This is a genomic window from Nocardia acidivorans NBRC 108247 (assembly GCF_001625085.1).
Taxonomy (GTDB): domain Bacteria; phylum Actinomycetota; class Actinomycetes; order Mycobacteriales; family Mycobacteriaceae; genus Nocardia; species Nocardia acidivorans.
The window spans coordinates 249,779-263,264 of record NZ_BDAW01000009.1; the positions used below are offsets into that span (position 1 = coordinate 249,779).

At 65.5% G+C, this 13,486-nt stretch carries 13 protein-coding genes; 9 read left to right on the forward strand and 4 right to left on the reverse strand.

Annotated elements, in window-relative coordinates; all coding sequences use genetic code 11:
* Positions 1-64: 64 nt before the first annotated feature.
* The 5 genes from dinB (at position 65) to NA10_RS04665 (ending at position 3,561) form a co-directional block, all read left to right on the forward strand.
* Complete coding sequence (gene dinB, locus NA10_RS04645; RefSeq protein ID WP_373862336.1) at positions 65-1,279, forward strand: DNA polymerase IV; 1,215 nt, start codon at positions 65-67, stop codon at positions 1,277-1,279.
* Between the two features lie 51 nt (positions 1,280-1,330).
* On the forward strand, positions 1,331-2,179 hold the full coding sequence (locus NA10_RS04650; RefSeq protein ID WP_067563742.1) for a class I SAM-dependent methyltransferase: 849 nt from the start codon (positions 1,331-1,333) through the stop codon (positions 2,177-2,179).
* 72 nt (positions 2,180-2,251) lie between these two features.
* Positions 2,252-2,713, forward strand: a complete 462-nt coding sequence (locus NA10_RS04655; protein ID WP_067563745.1) for an SRPBCC family protein — start codon at positions 2,252-2,254, stop codon at positions 2,711-2,713.
* On the forward strand, positions 2,710-3,078 hold the full coding sequence (locus NA10_RS04660) for an ArsR/SmtB family transcription factor (RefSeq protein WP_067563747.1): 369 nt from the start codon (positions 2,710-2,712) through the stop codon (positions 3,076-3,078). Before NA10_RS04655 ends, NA10_RS04660 begins: the two co-directional genes overlap by 4 nt.
* A 60-nt stretch (positions 3,079-3,138) precedes the next feature.
* Positions 3,139-3,561: an SRPBCC family protein gene (locus NA10_RS04665; protein WP_245677028.1), complete on the forward strand. Its 423-nt coding sequence runs from the start codon at positions 3,139-3,141 to the stop codon at positions 3,559-3,561.
* A 366-nt stretch (positions 3,562-3,927) separates the two neighbouring features.
* On the opposite strand, the gene NA10_RS04670 is transcribed toward NA10_RS04665, so the two are convergent.
* The gene (locus tag NA10_RS04670; RefSeq protein ID WP_067563753.1) at positions 3,928-4,437 is read right to left on the reverse strand and encodes a hypothetical protein; all 510 of its coding nucleotides are present in this window, start codon (positions 4,435-4,437) and stop codon (positions 3,928-3,930) included.
* A gap of 903 nt (positions 4,438-5,340) precedes the next feature.
* Here NA10_RS04670 and NA10_RS04675 point away from each other — a divergent pair.
* Positions 5,341-7,173 carry an acyl-CoA dehydrogenase family protein gene (locus NA10_RS04675; protein WP_067563756.1) on the forward strand — a complete coding sequence of 611 codons (1,833 nt, stop codon included), beginning with the start codon at positions 5,341-5,343 and terminating at the stop codon, positions 7,171-7,173.
* Positions 7,174-7,243: 70 nt separating this feature from the next.
* Here the strand turns inward: NA10_RS04675 and NA10_RS04680 are convergent, their stop codons facing one another.
* Complete coding sequence (locus NA10_RS04680; protein ID WP_245677030.1) at positions 7,244-8,491, reverse strand: cytochrome P450 family protein; 1,248 nt, start codon at positions 8,489-8,491, stop codon at positions 7,244-7,246.
* A gap of 563 nt (positions 8,492-9,054) precedes the next feature.
* On the opposite strand from NA10_RS04680, the gene NA10_RS04685 reads away from it, so the two are divergent.
* Positions 9,055-9,489: a mannosyltransferase YkcB-related protein gene (locus NA10_RS04685; RefSeq protein WP_067563757.1), complete on the forward strand. Its 435-nt coding sequence runs from the start codon at positions 9,055-9,057 to the stop codon at positions 9,487-9,489.
* A 3-nt stretch (positions 9,490-9,492) separates the two neighbouring features.
* On the opposite strand, the gene NA10_RS04690 is transcribed toward NA10_RS04685, so the two are convergent.
* Positions 9,493-10,539 carry an FAD-dependent monooxygenase gene (locus NA10_RS04690; protein WP_067563760.1) on the reverse strand — a complete coding sequence of 349 codons (1,047 nt, stop codon included), beginning with the start codon at positions 10,537-10,539 and terminating at the stop codon, positions 9,493-9,495.
* Positions 10,540-10,667: 128 nt separating this feature from the next.
* Complete coding sequence (locus tag NA10_RS04695) at positions 10,668-11,531, reverse strand: class II glutamine amidotransferase (RefSeq protein WP_067563994.1); 864 nt, start codon at positions 11,529-11,531, stop codon at positions 10,668-10,670.
* 151 nt (positions 11,532-11,682) lie between these two features.
* On the opposite strand from NA10_RS04695, the gene NA10_RS04700 reads away from it, so the two are divergent.
* The gene (locus NA10_RS04700; RefSeq protein ID WP_067563763.1) at positions 11,683-11,997 is read left to right on the forward strand and encodes a nitroreductase/quinone reductase family protein; all 315 of its coding nucleotides are present in this window, start codon (positions 11,683-11,685) and stop codon (positions 11,995-11,997) included.
* A gap of 85 nt (positions 11,998-12,082) precedes the next feature.
* The gene (gene dprE1 / locus NA10_RS04705; protein WP_174562473.1) at positions 12,083-13,486 is read left to right on the forward strand and encodes a decaprenylphosphoryl-beta-D-ribose oxidase; all 1,404 of its coding nucleotides are present in this window, start codon (positions 12,083-12,085) and stop codon (positions 13,484-13,486) included.

Here is a 13,486-nt window from a genome sequence, read left to right on the forward strand (position 1 = left end):
CAACGCATACCAGATGGTCGGACATTCGGCTTCCGACCGAACAGACCAACGCTTATGCGAACATATGTTCGTGTCCGGTGGTGAGATGGGAAGCGGAGCGCGGGCGGAGCGGGCGGCGATTCTGCATGCCGACCTGGACTCTTTCTATGCCTCGGTGGAGCAGCGCGATGACCCACGGTTGCGGGGGCGGCCGGTGTTGGTGGGGTCGGGGGTGGTGTTGGCGGCCAGTTATGAGGCGAAGGCGTTCGGGGTGCGGACGCCGATGAATTCGCGGCAGGCGCTTCGGCTTTGCCCGGAGGCGATTGTGGTGCCGCCTCGAATGTCAGCTTATGCGGCAGCGAGCAAGGCGGTCTTCGAGATCTTTCGGGACACCACGCCGGAGGTGGAGGGGATCTCGATCGATGAGGCGTTTCTGGATGTGAGTGGGTTGTGGCGGATCGCGGGAGCGCCGGTGGATATCGCGCGGGGACTGCGGGAGCGGGTGCGGCGGGAGGCGGGGTTGCCGATTTCGGTGGGGGTGGCGCGGACCAAATTCTTGGCAAAGGTGGCCAGCGCGGTATCCAAACCCGATGGGCTGCTGGAGGTCCCGCCGGATGGGGAGTTGGAGTTTCTGCATCCGCTGCCGGTGGAGCGGCTGTGGGGCGTGGGTGAGGTGACGGCTCGGGAGCTGCGGGAACGCGGAATCACACGGGTGGGACAGTTGGCCGAGATGGGTGAGGGGGTGCTCGGACCGGCCGCGGGGCGGCATTTGCACGCGCTGTCGCTGGCCCGAGATCCGCGGCGGGTGGAGACCGGAAAGCGGCGGCGATCGATCGGGGCGCAGCGGGCATTGGGACGCCGGGCGCGCACCGATGCGGAGATCGAGGCCTACCTGCTGGGGTTGGCGGATCGGCTGGGGCATCGATTGCGGGCGGCCCGACGGGTGTGCCGAACGGTGTTGCTGCGCTTGCGATTCGACGACTTCGGGCGCGCCACCCGGTCATACACCCTGCCCGAGGCCACCGACAGCGGTGCGGCCATTCTGCGGGCCGCGCGCTCACTGCTGGCGGCGGCACTTCCGCTGATCCACGAACGCGGATTGACGCTGGTCGGGTTGGCGCTGACCAATCTCGATGACGCCGACACCATGCAGTTGTCGCTGCCGCTGGAGCATCGCGCCGAGTCGACATTGGATTCGACCCTGGACGCGCTGCGGGACCGGTTCGGTGCGGGCACCGTGACCCGGGCGGCCCTGCTCGGGCGCGGCGAGGGGCTGTCGGTGCCGATCCTGCCGGACTGAGTTCGGTTGTCGCCGTGCGCGTTCGGGGCGAGGATCGGGCAGGATCGAGGAATGCTGAATACCGTCGCCCCCGAGGACACCGCACTGCGAGTCGCGCTCTGGCGCGCGCTGCACGTGGAGGTGGATCCGCTGCCGCATGTCCTCGAGGATGTGATCGGACTGGAACTGGCCGCGCCCGCCGATGGCTGGCGGCAGCGGCCGGATATGAATCCGGAGGTGATGGGCCGTATTCGCGCCACCATTGTGGCGCGGGCGCGGCTGGTCGACGATCTGGTGCGGGAGCAGGCCGAACTGGGCGTCGATCAGTATGTGCTGCTGGGCGCCGGGCTCGATACCTTCGCCCAGCGGCGGCCGGAGATCGCCGCGCGGCTGCGGATCTTCGAGGTCGACCAGACCGGGCCGCAGGAGTGGAAGCGTCGCCGACTGGTCGAGCTCGGTTACGGGGTGCCCGAGCATCTCACGCTGGTTCCGGTCGATTTCGAGGCGCAGTCCTGGTGGGATCGGTTGGTGGAGTTCGGGTTCGATCCGGCTCGGCCCGCGGTAGCGGCATCGCTGGGGGTGACCATGTATCTGACCGCCGAGGCGAATGCCGAGACCTTCCGCCAGGCGGCCGGGCTCGCGCCGGGCTCGACCTTCGCGACCACCTTCACCCTGCCGCTGCCGCTGGTGGAGGCGGCGGAACAGGCGGGGCGCGCCAATACCGAGCGGATGGCCCGGGCCGCCGGGAATGCCTTCATCAGCTTCTACTCCCCCGATGAGATCGTCTCGCTCGCACTGGATTCCGGGTTCGCGGCGGCCTGGCATGTCTCGGCCGACGAGCTGGCCGAGCACTATTTCTCCGGCCGACCGGACGGGCTGCGCCCCTCCAGCTCCGAGCAGATTCTCATCGCCACCATTTAGCAACCAATGGTTGCGCGTCTCGGATTCGTGGACTAACGTCATACGCAACCAAACGTTGCATATGGAGGGGTTATGACGAGTCTCGAATTCGGCAGTATCGAACGGGAAATCCACGTGGACGCTCCCCCCGAGGTGGTATTCGAGGTGGTCAGCAGTCCCGAGCACATCTCCGAGTGGTGGACGGACGACGCCTCGTTCGAGGTGCGGCCCGGCGCGGTGGGCGAATTCGTCTGGGGCGACCGCGTGGACGTGCTGCCCATGCAGGTGGTGGCCGCCGAGCCGCCCCGGCTGTTCTCGTTCCGCTGGTGCTATCCGGACGGCAAGGTCGACGATTCGGTCAACTCCATGCTCGTCACCTTCGAACTCACGCCCGCGGGCGGCGGCACCAGAATTCGCATGGTGGAGACCGGTTTCCGCGAAATGGGCTGGGAGGTGGCCAAGCTGGAGGAGCAGTACCAGGAGCATGTCACCGGCTGGAACACCTTCATTCCCCGCCTCGGCGACTACATCTCGAGGATGGTGTCCACGCTATGACCACCGTGGTCGACGACGATCTGTGGTCCGCCATCGGCGACCCGACCCGTCGTCGCGTGCTCGACCTCCTGCTCGCCGAGGGCGATGGTACGGCCACCAGCCTCAGCGAGCGACTACCCGTCACCCGGCAGGCCATTGCCAAACATCTCGGCGTACTCGATCGCGTCGGCCTGGTGCACGCCACCCCCGCCGGGCGTGAGCGCAGATATCGGGTGGACGAGGCCCAATTGGCCCGCGCTGTCGCGCAATTGGCGTCGGTGGGCTCGGAATGGGATGCCAGGCTGCGCCGTATCAAGCGTCTGGCCGAGGTAATCCAGCGCACCAAGGAACAGCGCGCCGCGGAACAGCGCGACACCGGGCAGTGAATTCATCGAAACAGCAATCGCACGGAAAGAAGATTCGACATGGTAGACATCCTGCACCGCGTGGCGATCAAAGCACCTACGGCCGAGGTCTATTCGGCGCTGACCAGCATCGAGGGCCTCGCCGGTTGGTGGGCCAACGACACCGCAGGCAAGGCCGATGATGTCGGCGGAATCGTCACATTCCGTTTCGTCGCGGGCGGATTCGATATGAAGGTGCTCGAACTCGATCCCGGCAACCGCGTCCTATGGGAGGTCGTGGAAGGCCCCGAGGAGTGGGTCGGCACGCACGTGGAGTGGTCGCTCCAGCAGGCCGACGACTACACGGTCATTCTGTTCAAGCATCTGGGCTGGAAGGAGCCGGTGGAGTTCATGTACCACTGCAGCACCAAGTGGGCGATCTTCCTGATGAGCTTGAAGTCGCTGGTCGAGACCGGCACGGGCACACCGGATCCGCACGATGTGAAGATCGACAACTGGAACTGAGCCGCGGCTAAGTCGGCCATATCGCACACTCCTGCGGCTACGCCGCGGGCGTTTACGACCACTTCGGAGCCCAGCGCCCGGTCGCGAGTTCTTCGCTGGCGCAGCAGATCAGGCCCGGTGCTTTGCGTTAGGTGCGCCACCGTATGTCATTTCATGCCGGATCAACGCATAATTGCGTGTCCAGGCGAACAACGTCGCTATCATGTCGCTGGACGTTCCGAGCGCCGACGCATCAGGGTGCGGTCTCCCGGTCGCGACCTGGCTCGCGTGTGGCGGCTGGTACACCCCTATATGGCGACGCCGCCAACCTTCACCCACTGTTGGAATAACAACTGCGGCGGGAGGTGACGCCGGCGGGTTGCTTCTTCAGGCGAGGATGGTCGCGGTGAGCACGCCGTGGGCATCGCACCGCAGAACCAGCGACAGATGCACTGCGGTCAGAACGCCGTTGACAAGGGCCGTGATTCGCAGAATGACCCGGCGGATTTCGCGGAGCGCGACCGGTACCAGTGCGTTGCCTGCGACGGTCAGAACGGTCGGGTACATCTCGCGGGGGATAGCGTTCTCGATCCAGGCTTTTCCGACGGCGAGACGGTGCAGCTGAGCATGTTCGGTGATATCGACCAGCGCGAATTGCGCTTTGTTGTTGTCTCTTTCAGTGGCTTCGTCGAGGATTTGGTAGTCCTGCCGCCACTCGGGGAGATGCGCCAACTCGTCGCGGCAGGCTACGAGGTGCTCGTCCAGCGCCGATTCCGCGGCGTCGAGATCAGCGCGGACGGGTGTGTCATCGTGCTGGTCGGCCTGGGGATTGTTGGCGATGGCATACAGATCGATGATTTGTTGGCGCAGTCGTACCGCTTCCTGATGCGAGTTCATTGCTAGTCCTTCATCCCTTGCAGGACTTCGTTCACCGGGTCAAGTCTCAGGGTCGGTGTATGCCTGCTCTGATGAAAGGCTATGTGCGCGTCGCCAATCGGATCGACCGGATACGCGACAACGCCTATCCAGAATTGCGACACCCAGGTGAAACTGCCCCTTACTGAGGGTGATGACCCGAATGCACGGGCGGGAAGCCTTACCTGCCGCGCGTAGCGGGTCTTTGGCCGGCTTGGTTGCGGCGCACGAGTGCATCGACATGCCGCCACTACCGCTGTAAGAGTTCTGCGCTACCGATACAACCTGATCGGGATGTTCGCTGAAAGCTACGCCCCAGTACACATCTGCAGGCGCAATGACTGTGTGTCACAATGTCTTTCGTGTCTCCTTCAGCTTACCGCAACCTACTGGCTTCAGCCGGGTCGCGGGCTGAGCTGAGCGCTTGGCCAGGCAGGGTGTGCATGGACGATGCGGATGTGGTGGCCGGTAGCCATCAAGGAGTAAATCTGCGGAACCAGGTCCTGCTGCTCCTGGTCCTCGATGGTGTTGCGTTGCATAGGCATCCGGCGCGAGTAACTGCGTCGTCGCCATACCTCTCACCGGTGCACTCGGGGGTAAACGCCTCATCAACATCGCTCGTCATGATCGCTGAGCGTGGCTGTCGCATCGCGCCACCACCGGCTCGATCCGCAGAAAGCGGGTGCCAAGGTTGAACTTTCGACAGGTCGACTCTCGAGTACCTTCATTCTCGATTGACCGGCAGCACTCGCACGCCCTGACTGCACGGTGGAGCCCATCGGCCCACCGCCACTGATCTTTTGGGGCCAGAGCCCCGCATTATGCCCAAGTGACGCATGACCTGTCCCTTGGAGTCGGTAGTGAGTGGGAAGTAGAGGTGCTGTCATGGTCTCGCACGAGAACCCCGACAATCTCGCGGATGCGTTGGCGGACATGCTGTTCGGCGATCGACGCGCTGCGGCTCAGCGATACAACGGGCTGTTCGCCGAGGAAATATTCGACCAAGATTGGTGGACCGCCACCCAGGACCCCGGCGCCCGCGCCTACGACCGGTATCTGCGACTGCTCCCACGCCTGTCGGTCACGAACACCGTGGCTGATCTGCGTGAGCTGGTGACCTTGCATGAGCAGGCCACGGTGGTCGATCCACATCTGGGGTCATTGCTCACCGTGCAGGTAAATCTTGTTCTGGGGACCCTGCTCGAACAGCACGCACCCACGGGCGAGGTGGCCGCGGCGCTGGCGGACCTCGTGGAAGGGCGCGCCGTGGGTGCCTACGTGCTGACCGAGGTCGGTCACGGTAGCGATCTGAACAATCTGGAGACCACAGCGTTCTACGACCCGGCCGAGGGCGGCGGGTTCGTCCTGTGCACGCCGACCGATACCGCGATCAAGTTCATGCCGACCACCGCCGCACCGCCGGTCGATGGAATCGCGCGGTTCGGCATCGTGTTCGCCCGGCTGGTGATTGATGGCACCGGACATGGCGTATATCCGTTCCTGGTACGGCTCTGCGACGCCGATGGGCAGGTTCGACCAGGCATCACGATTCGCCGCCTGCCCGACAAGCCCGGGCTGGGGATGGATAACTCGCTGACTCGGTTCGATGGTGTGCGTGTACCGCGCGAATGCCTGCTGTCTCATACCGGGACTCGCATCGACCAGGACGGGAGGCTGATCTCGCCGATACCCGCCGACAACCAGGTGTGGCGGGCCATCAGCCGGGTTCGGGTAGGGCGACTATGCATTTCAGCGATGGCGGCGGCGGTCTCGCGGGCCGCGGTGACCACCGCGGTACGCCACAGTGCTCAGCGAGACATCGCGAGCATGGCCGGCGGTCGCGTCCCGCTCGCGCACGTCCCCGCGCATCACGCGCCCCTGCTGGACGCGATATCCGAAACCTATATCGCCACCACCGCAGTGGAACTAGCCGTCGATGCGTTTGCCGAGGCCATCGCCGACGGTAGCGACGAGCAGGGACCGCACCTGACCGATCTGGTGGCATTGACCAAGTACCTCGCCACCTCCACCGCACTGCGGGTATGCGGCGAGGTGCGCGACCGGCTCGGCGCGCAGGGCATGTTCTCCCACAACAAGATCGTGGAGTACCGCGCTCTGCGTGATGCGGCAGCCACCGCCGAGGGCGACAGCTACGTCATCGCTCTACTGGCGGCCTACCGCCGGTTGTCGCTTCCGGATGAGTGGCGGCCCGGGTATTGGGACAATCTCGAGCCCTTGGGTATCGACACCCCGGACACGTGGCTCGAGTGGCTCGGCGCGCGGGCGGCCTATTTGCAGCACACGACCCTGGCTGCCTACGCCGAGACCGTTGGAGACCGGCAAGCACGCTGGAACAGCGTGTACGACCTGGCCTTGGCCGCGGCCCATGCGCATCTGGTGCATCAGGCCGCGCAGAGCATGGCCGTGCGCGCCAGCGAACTACCGGCGGGTCCGAGGCAGGTGGCGCAGAATCTACTGACCCTGTTCGCCATCCACCAATGTCAGTCGTATGGGGCCGATATGCTTCCCGACGGCCCCTTCCCCAAGACGCGAGAATCGTTGCGGGACATGCGCCATCGGCTGTATGGGTTGCTGGCCCCACATCTGGGCGAGCTCGTCGGGGCATTCGAGCTCGAGAGCGGATCCCTGCGTACGGTGTTCGACTCCGACACCTACATCACCCAGTGCGCGAACGCCCTCGCGCACGGTGCCGGATAGTTCCACCTGGGCGTTCGCCGTGCAGGACCTGGTGATACTGCATCCCGCGTCACCAGGTCCGGCACGCCGGTCAGAAGAGCGTCCGCGAGGGCGGGAAGACGACCGGCAACGCCGCCAGGGATCGGTGAAAAGGCCCTGGCCGCCAGGTCAATTGGTCGGAGGGACAGGCGAGCTGTATGTCCGGCACCGCGTCGAAGAGCTGGTCGATAGCGTTGTGGGCGACCGAGTAGGCCACATCCTGTGCGGGGCAGGCGTGCGGCCCGGTCCCCCAGGCCAGGTGCGAATTATTGCCGTTGTAGGCCCCAGCGATCGCGGGGTCGTTGTTGCACGCGGCCATGCTGGTGACTACCGGCTGATTCGGTGCCAGCCAGACACCCTCGACCTTGCTCGGCTGTGCCGGGTAGGTGATTCCGAAGTTCGCCAGCGGCGGATCCTTGAACAGCAACTCGTTCAACGCATCTCGGGTGGTCGAGGCGTTCGGTCCGGAGAACCGTTCGTCGGTGAGTATTAGCAGCACGGTATTCGCGATCAGGTTAGTCAACGGCTCGATCCCCGCGCCGTAGATCGTGACCAATTGCTGCACGAGTTCCTCATCGGTCAGGTTCGCCGAATGGGCTAGTAGCCGGGTGGTCACATCGTCGTCGGGCTCGGATCGTTTGAGGTTTACCAGCTCGCTCAGCGCATGGGCGAACAATGCGCTGCCTTCTCCAGCATTGGTGCCTTCGAACATCATCGCCATGCCTTGTGCGACCTGCTGCCCGATATCGGCGGGGCACCCGACCATGGCGTTGAGATAGGCGAAGGTGACCGGGAGAGCGTATTGGGCGAGTAGATCGGCCTTGCCTTCCATGCAGAACGTGTTGATCTGCGGGATCGCCATCTGCTCGATCTCGAGGTGGATGCCGTACAGGTCGATCCCGCCGATGCTGTCGACGCTGGCTTTGCGGTAGCGCTCATGCGCCAGGCCCGCACTGCGCAGGGCGTTCGGGCGGTATTGCAGCATCGGCAGCACCGGGCAATCGGCGGGTATGTTCTTCTCCCAGATCCGTGGGTCGGCCCGGAAGCGCTGCGAATCGTTGTTGATCTGCACCGCGGCGCGATAGCCGATCACCAACGTTGCCGCGATACCGGGTGATAACTGCACCGGAACTAGCGATCCGAACTTGGCGCGCATCTCGGCGTAGAACCAGTGCGGGTTGGCGGCGAACTCGGGTGTGTACAGCGGAACCGCGGTCTGGTCGGCGGCTGCGGCCGCCGGTGCTGGTGCCTGGCTCTGGTCGAGGGATGAGGAGGGCTCATAGGGTGTTGTCAACGACATGACTCCAGATATCGGACAGGGTTGCAGCGAGTGCTGAGTGTTCTCGGGATGCGTCTGCGCTGGGTCCTGAGTTCAAGGAATAGTTGGGGTGCCGGCGCAGGGCGTGATCGGAAATACGCACCCCTGCACGACCCTTCGAGGAACAACAAGTGCCCGGTGTCTCGGCGGCGATTCGGATTGGGTGAGACGCGGGCGATCAGTGTGGCTCTAGCTGGGCGTCGAGCTCCTGGGTTGGTCCATCACAGGGGTAGCGCGATCGTTGACAACGACCGGCACTCACACCGAGGGGTTCGCACCCAGCATGCTCCACGCCGCACGATCATACTCACCCAGGCCGCGCAGGGATTGCGGAGAGCCTAAGCGTGACCTCACCAGTCTCCTCGGCACTGGAACCGATCGACGACGCTGACCAGCACCTACGCGAACGTCGTTGTTTTCTGCGCCGTTACTACCGGAACTCCACACCGCGGCCACGCTGCCGCAGTCCCATACCGGTGGCGGCCCGAGCGTCGGTCCCCCGGCCCCCCAACGACCTCTGTGCGCCGAGCGCATTTCGCGGCCAGATGAACATGATGATGGGGACCGGGGACGTCGACCCGCAGTTGCTCGCCATGCTGAAGGCCACCGATACCACGTGGTCGGCCGCCATCGACCGGTCCGGTCCGGCCGCCGGACTCGAATTGGCCAGTCGGACCGCGGTGATGGCCATCGGCGGTTTCACCGCGGAGGATCCGGTGCCCACCCTGCCACGGTTCCAGCAGTATGTGCGCGATCGCCAGATCACCTACTACATCGTTCCCGAGGTGAAGCTGCCCGATTCCTGGCGGACCGACAGGAAGCCCGCCGAGGCGAACGCCGTCGCGCCGCAACCGAATTCGGAGCCCGGGGTGTGGCGTCCGGCCGGGAACAAGGAGATCCTGGACTGGGTCATGGCGCACTACACCGAACAGCACGTCGGTAATCTCGTGGTCTTCGACCTGACCGCACCGGCGCACTGACGGTCAGCGAGCGTTGCGGCCGCGCACGAGTTCGCGGTCCGCGTTGATCTTCCGGCGGCGCTGCCCCATGGCGTCGCCGGGGGAATCGCCCGCCATCAGCGCGTCGCAGACCGCGTGCACGTCTTCGAGCGCATCCCGGGCGCCGACTCCGGCGGCGGGGGTGATGGCATGATCGGCATCCCCGACCAGCAGTACCGAATCACCGGGCTGCGCAGCGTTTTCGAGGGGAACATCGCGCGCGTTGCTCACATGCACGGCCTCGGTCATTTCGAGGAAGGTATCGACCAGCGGACGATTCGAGGGCGTGGCCGCGCGAATCGTCTCGGCCCATTCACCGATGGGCCGCATGCCGAGATCATCGGTGTCCGCCTCCAGGGGCGGTCGCGGAATACGCACGAACCACAGTGCGGCGTCGTCGCCGGGCCGCCAGATATGGCCGAGTGTGCTGACCGACCCTCCCTCGGAATCGATTTCGGCGAAGAAGTGCAGTGTCGCCGGATCGCTCGGCAGCGTGACCGGCCCGCCTGTCATCCCGTAGAGCACCACATCACCCGCGTACACCGGCCGCCGTTCGGGCTCCAGCGCCGCCCGCACGACCGAGTCGATCCCATCCGCGCCCACCAGCAGCTCCTCCACCCGCGTGGTCGAATCACCCCGGTGCACAGTGCAGCCGCCGTCATCGATGGAGATTTCGGTAATGGCCTCACCGTAATTGGTCTTGGCCCCCGATTCGGCGACGAAATCGTTCAGAATTCCCATCAGGTTGCGCCGCATCCAGAATCGATGTCCGCGACCGTTCACCCGCCCGCTGCGCCCGAGGTTGTTCGCGTATCCCAATCCCCCGGTGACCGCATACGATCCGGCCTCCACCGCCGCCTGATCCACGCCCAGGCTCGCCAGCGCGTGATGTCCGCGGTCATCGATGAACAGGAACGCGCCGCCGCCCGGCCCGGCCTCACGCTCCTCGAACAGCGTCACCTCCCGCCCGCCGCGTGCCAGTGCGCCTGCCAGCGCTGATCCGGCGATCCCGCCCCCGATGATCGTCACCATCTGCAACCTCCTAGAGCAGTACGCCGTGCGATGAGCGAATCCGCCGGAATTGTCGGCCCTCATCCATCATGAGAAGCCGAGCCGCCGTTGGGAAGTGCCGCGCGTGGCGACACTCCGGGCGGATATCGTTACCGCGCGGTCTGCGACGCGGCCGCCGTCGGGTCCAAATCGGCGAGTGAAAGCAGTTGGCGGGGCAGGTCTTTCACGATGATGTCGGATTCCACCCGGAGTTGGTCATCGATGTGCAGGAGTTCGCCCGAAGCCAGGAGCCGCCAATCCGGATCCGAGTCCATCCGCTCGGTGGCGACGACCACGGCCGGATAGTCGGTGAGTTGTCCACTGGCGGCGCGGATTCCACCGCGTCCGCGATGTTCCAGGCGGTCACCGTTCGCGCCACCCGGTGCGCGTTCGAGCACGAACAGCTCGTGGGTGTCCGGATATCGCAGCGCCCACAGATCGGTGGCGGTGGTCAGAATCAAATTCAGCGCATAGACGGGCAGCTTGTCCGCGATCCACCGCACGGCGTCGGCGATACCCGCGCCCACATCTCCCCCGTGCCGATCCGTGCGCTGGGTGATGAGCGCGAAGAACCGCTCGGAATCGGTATCGCCGCGCACCAGATCGCGATACGCCCCCAACTCCGCCTCCAATTCCCCCAACCCGTGCAGGACCCCGTTGTGCGCGAAGAGCCGATCACGCTGCTCGAAGGGGTGCGTATTCCGCGGCAGCAACCCACCGGTCGACGCGTACCGCACATGCGCGATGAAGGTCGCCGACTCCCGCGCCCGCGCCTCCCGCGCGAAATCGGCATCCGCATACGCCGCGATCGGCTGCTTCTCCACCAGCGGGTTCCCAGCCGCCGTGAAGGTTCCGAGTCCCACCCCATCGGGCTCCCGATGACTCTGACGCACCAGACTGTCCGGCGCGTCCAACAGCCAGAACGTCGCCTTGACCCGCTGCGGCGCAGCCGATAAACCGAATAAGCGGCACACGACATCCTCCTGGAGCGCGGTCCTGAAAACGGTGATGTACCCACTCAAAGCCTTATCGGCACCATAGACCGCGTCTCATCACGCTGCCTCCGCCGGCCAATTTCAGCGGCGGGCACCGACTGTTCTATGACTCGACAGACGGGACGAACCCGTGCAGATCCTGCTGCTCACCACCACCGGCGCACACACCGGCCAACCACGCGCCTGGCCCCTGGGCTTCCACCGCGACGGCGACACCCTCGCCGCCTTCGCCGCCAACGGCAACCGCCCCGGCTGGTACTACAACCTCCGCGCCCACCCGGACGCCGTCATCGAGGTCGGCACCGAAACCTGGCCCGTCCCGCCACCGTCACCCACGGCGCACACCGCCTCTGGACCGAAGTACCCCCTCCCCTTCCTCGCCGACTTCCCAGCCAAGGTCCCCTCGGAAATCCCGGTAATCGCCCTGCCCCGCACCACGAACTGAATCCGCCCCGACCTGCCACTCGATCCCCGGGCGCGTGCGGACCACGGCGCAGGCTCGAATCCGCCGCTACCGTGTCGGTGTGACTATCACTGCAGGGGACTCTGTCATCGATCGCCGGTCGTTGAGTGGTTGGAGCCGCACGGCTTCGACTGTGGCGCAGGTGCTTTCGACGGGCGATATCGATCTGGTGGCGAAGGCGGTGCGGGAGGCGGGACCGCGCGGGGTGATCGCGCGCGGGCTCGGCCGCAGCTATGGCGATCCGGCGCAGAACGGCGGCGGCCTGGTGGTCGATATGACCGGGTTCGATCGAATCCACACCGTCGATCCGGACAGCGGCATTGTCGATGTGGATGCAGGGGTCAGCCTGGACACGCTCATGCGCGCGGTGCTGCCGCACGGTCTGTGGGTGCCGGTGCTGCCGGGGACGCGACAGGTGACGGTCGGCGGGGCGATCGCCTCCGATATCCATGGCAAGAACCATCATTCGCACGGCAGCTTCGGCAATCACGTGCTGTCGATGGAGCTGCTCATGGCGGACGGCTCGATCCGCACCCTCACCCCGGAGGGTGCGGCGGCGGACCTGTTCTGGGCCACCGTCGGCGGAATGGGTTTGACCGGCATCGTGGTGCGGGTGCGAGTTCGTATGAAGCACACCGAGACCGCGTATTTCATCGTCGACAACGACCGCACCGATTCGCTCGACGAGACCATGGAATTGCTGACCGGCGGATCCGATGACGGCTACGACTATTCGATGTCGGTGCCGGACACCATCAGCACCGGAGCCACACTCGGGCGCGCGGCCTTCAGTCGCGGTTCCCTCGCCACCCTCGACCAGCTGCCGGTGAAGCTGCGCGGCAATCCACTCAAATTCGATGCGCCGCAGCTGTTCACCGTGCCCGATATCTTCCCGAACGGGATGGTCAACAAGGTGACGGCGCGAGTCCTCGCCGAGGTGGCCTATCGGGCGTATCCGCGGCGGGCGCGCGGGCGGATCCAGAATCTGACGCAGTTCTATCACCCGCTGGATCTGCTCGGGGAATGGAATCGCGCCTACGGACGGCGGGGATTCGTGCAGTACCAGCTGTCCATGCCGTTCGGAGCCAAGGATCAGCTCGCCGAGGCGGTGCGTACCATCGCGCACTCGGGGCATCCGTCCTTCCTCAATGTGTTCAAGCGAATGGGCCCCGGCAATCCCGCGCCGCTGTCCTGGCCGCATCCGGGATTCATGCTCAGCCTCGACTTTCCGATCGCGCCGGGCCTGGATCGACTCTGCGCCGAATTGGATGAGCGGGTGCTCGCGGCGGGCGGGCGACTGTATTTCGCGAAGGATTCCCGGACCACCCCGGAGATGGTGCACGCCATGTATCCCCGCCTCGCGGAGTGGCGGCGGGTGCGCGATGCGGCGGACCCCGAGGGGGTGTTCGTCTCGGATCTGGCTCGGCGCGTCCAGCTTGTCGGGGCGGTCGGGGTGGGGGTGCGGCGCTAA

What these genes read in the sequence shown, in the direction of transcription:
- NA10_RS04650 (WP_067563742.1), top strand. Translation starts at nt 1,331, where the DNA reads ATGCTGAATACCGTCGCCCCCGAGGACACCGCACTGCGAGTCGCGCTC.
- NA10_RS04670 (WP_067563753.1), bottom strand. Translation starts at nt 4,437, where the DNA reads ATGAACTCGCATCAGGAAGCGGTACGACTGCGCCAACAAATCATCGAT.
- dinB (WP_373862336.1), top strand. Translation starts at nt 65, where the DNA reads ATGTTCGTGTCCGGTGGTGAGATGGGAAGCGGAGCGCGGGCGGAGCGG.
- NA10_RS04690 (WP_067563760.1), bottom strand. Translation starts at nt 10,539, where the DNA reads ATGGTGACGATCATCGGGGGCGGGATCGCCGGATCAGCGCTGGCAGGC.
- NA10_RS04655 (WP_067563745.1), top strand. Translation starts at nt 2,252, where the DNA reads ATGACGAGTCTCGAATTCGGCAGTATCGAACGGGAAATCCACGTGGAC.
- NA10_RS04675 (WP_067563756.1), top strand. Translation starts at nt 5,341, where the DNA reads ATGGTCTCGCACGAGAACCCCGACAATCTCGCGGATGCGTTGGCGGAC.
- NA10_RS04685 (WP_067563757.1), top strand. Translation starts at nt 9,055, where the DNA reads ATGAACATGATGATGGGGACCGGGGACGTCGACCCGCAGTTGCTCGCC.
- NA10_RS04680 (WP_245677030.1), bottom strand. Translation starts at nt 8,491, where the DNA reads ATGTCGTTGACAACACCCTATGAGCCCTCCTCATCCCTCGACCAGAGC.
- NA10_RS04660 (WP_067563747.1), top strand. Translation starts at nt 2,710, where the DNA reads ATGACCACCGTGGTCGACGACGATCTGTGGTCCGCCATCGGCGACCCG.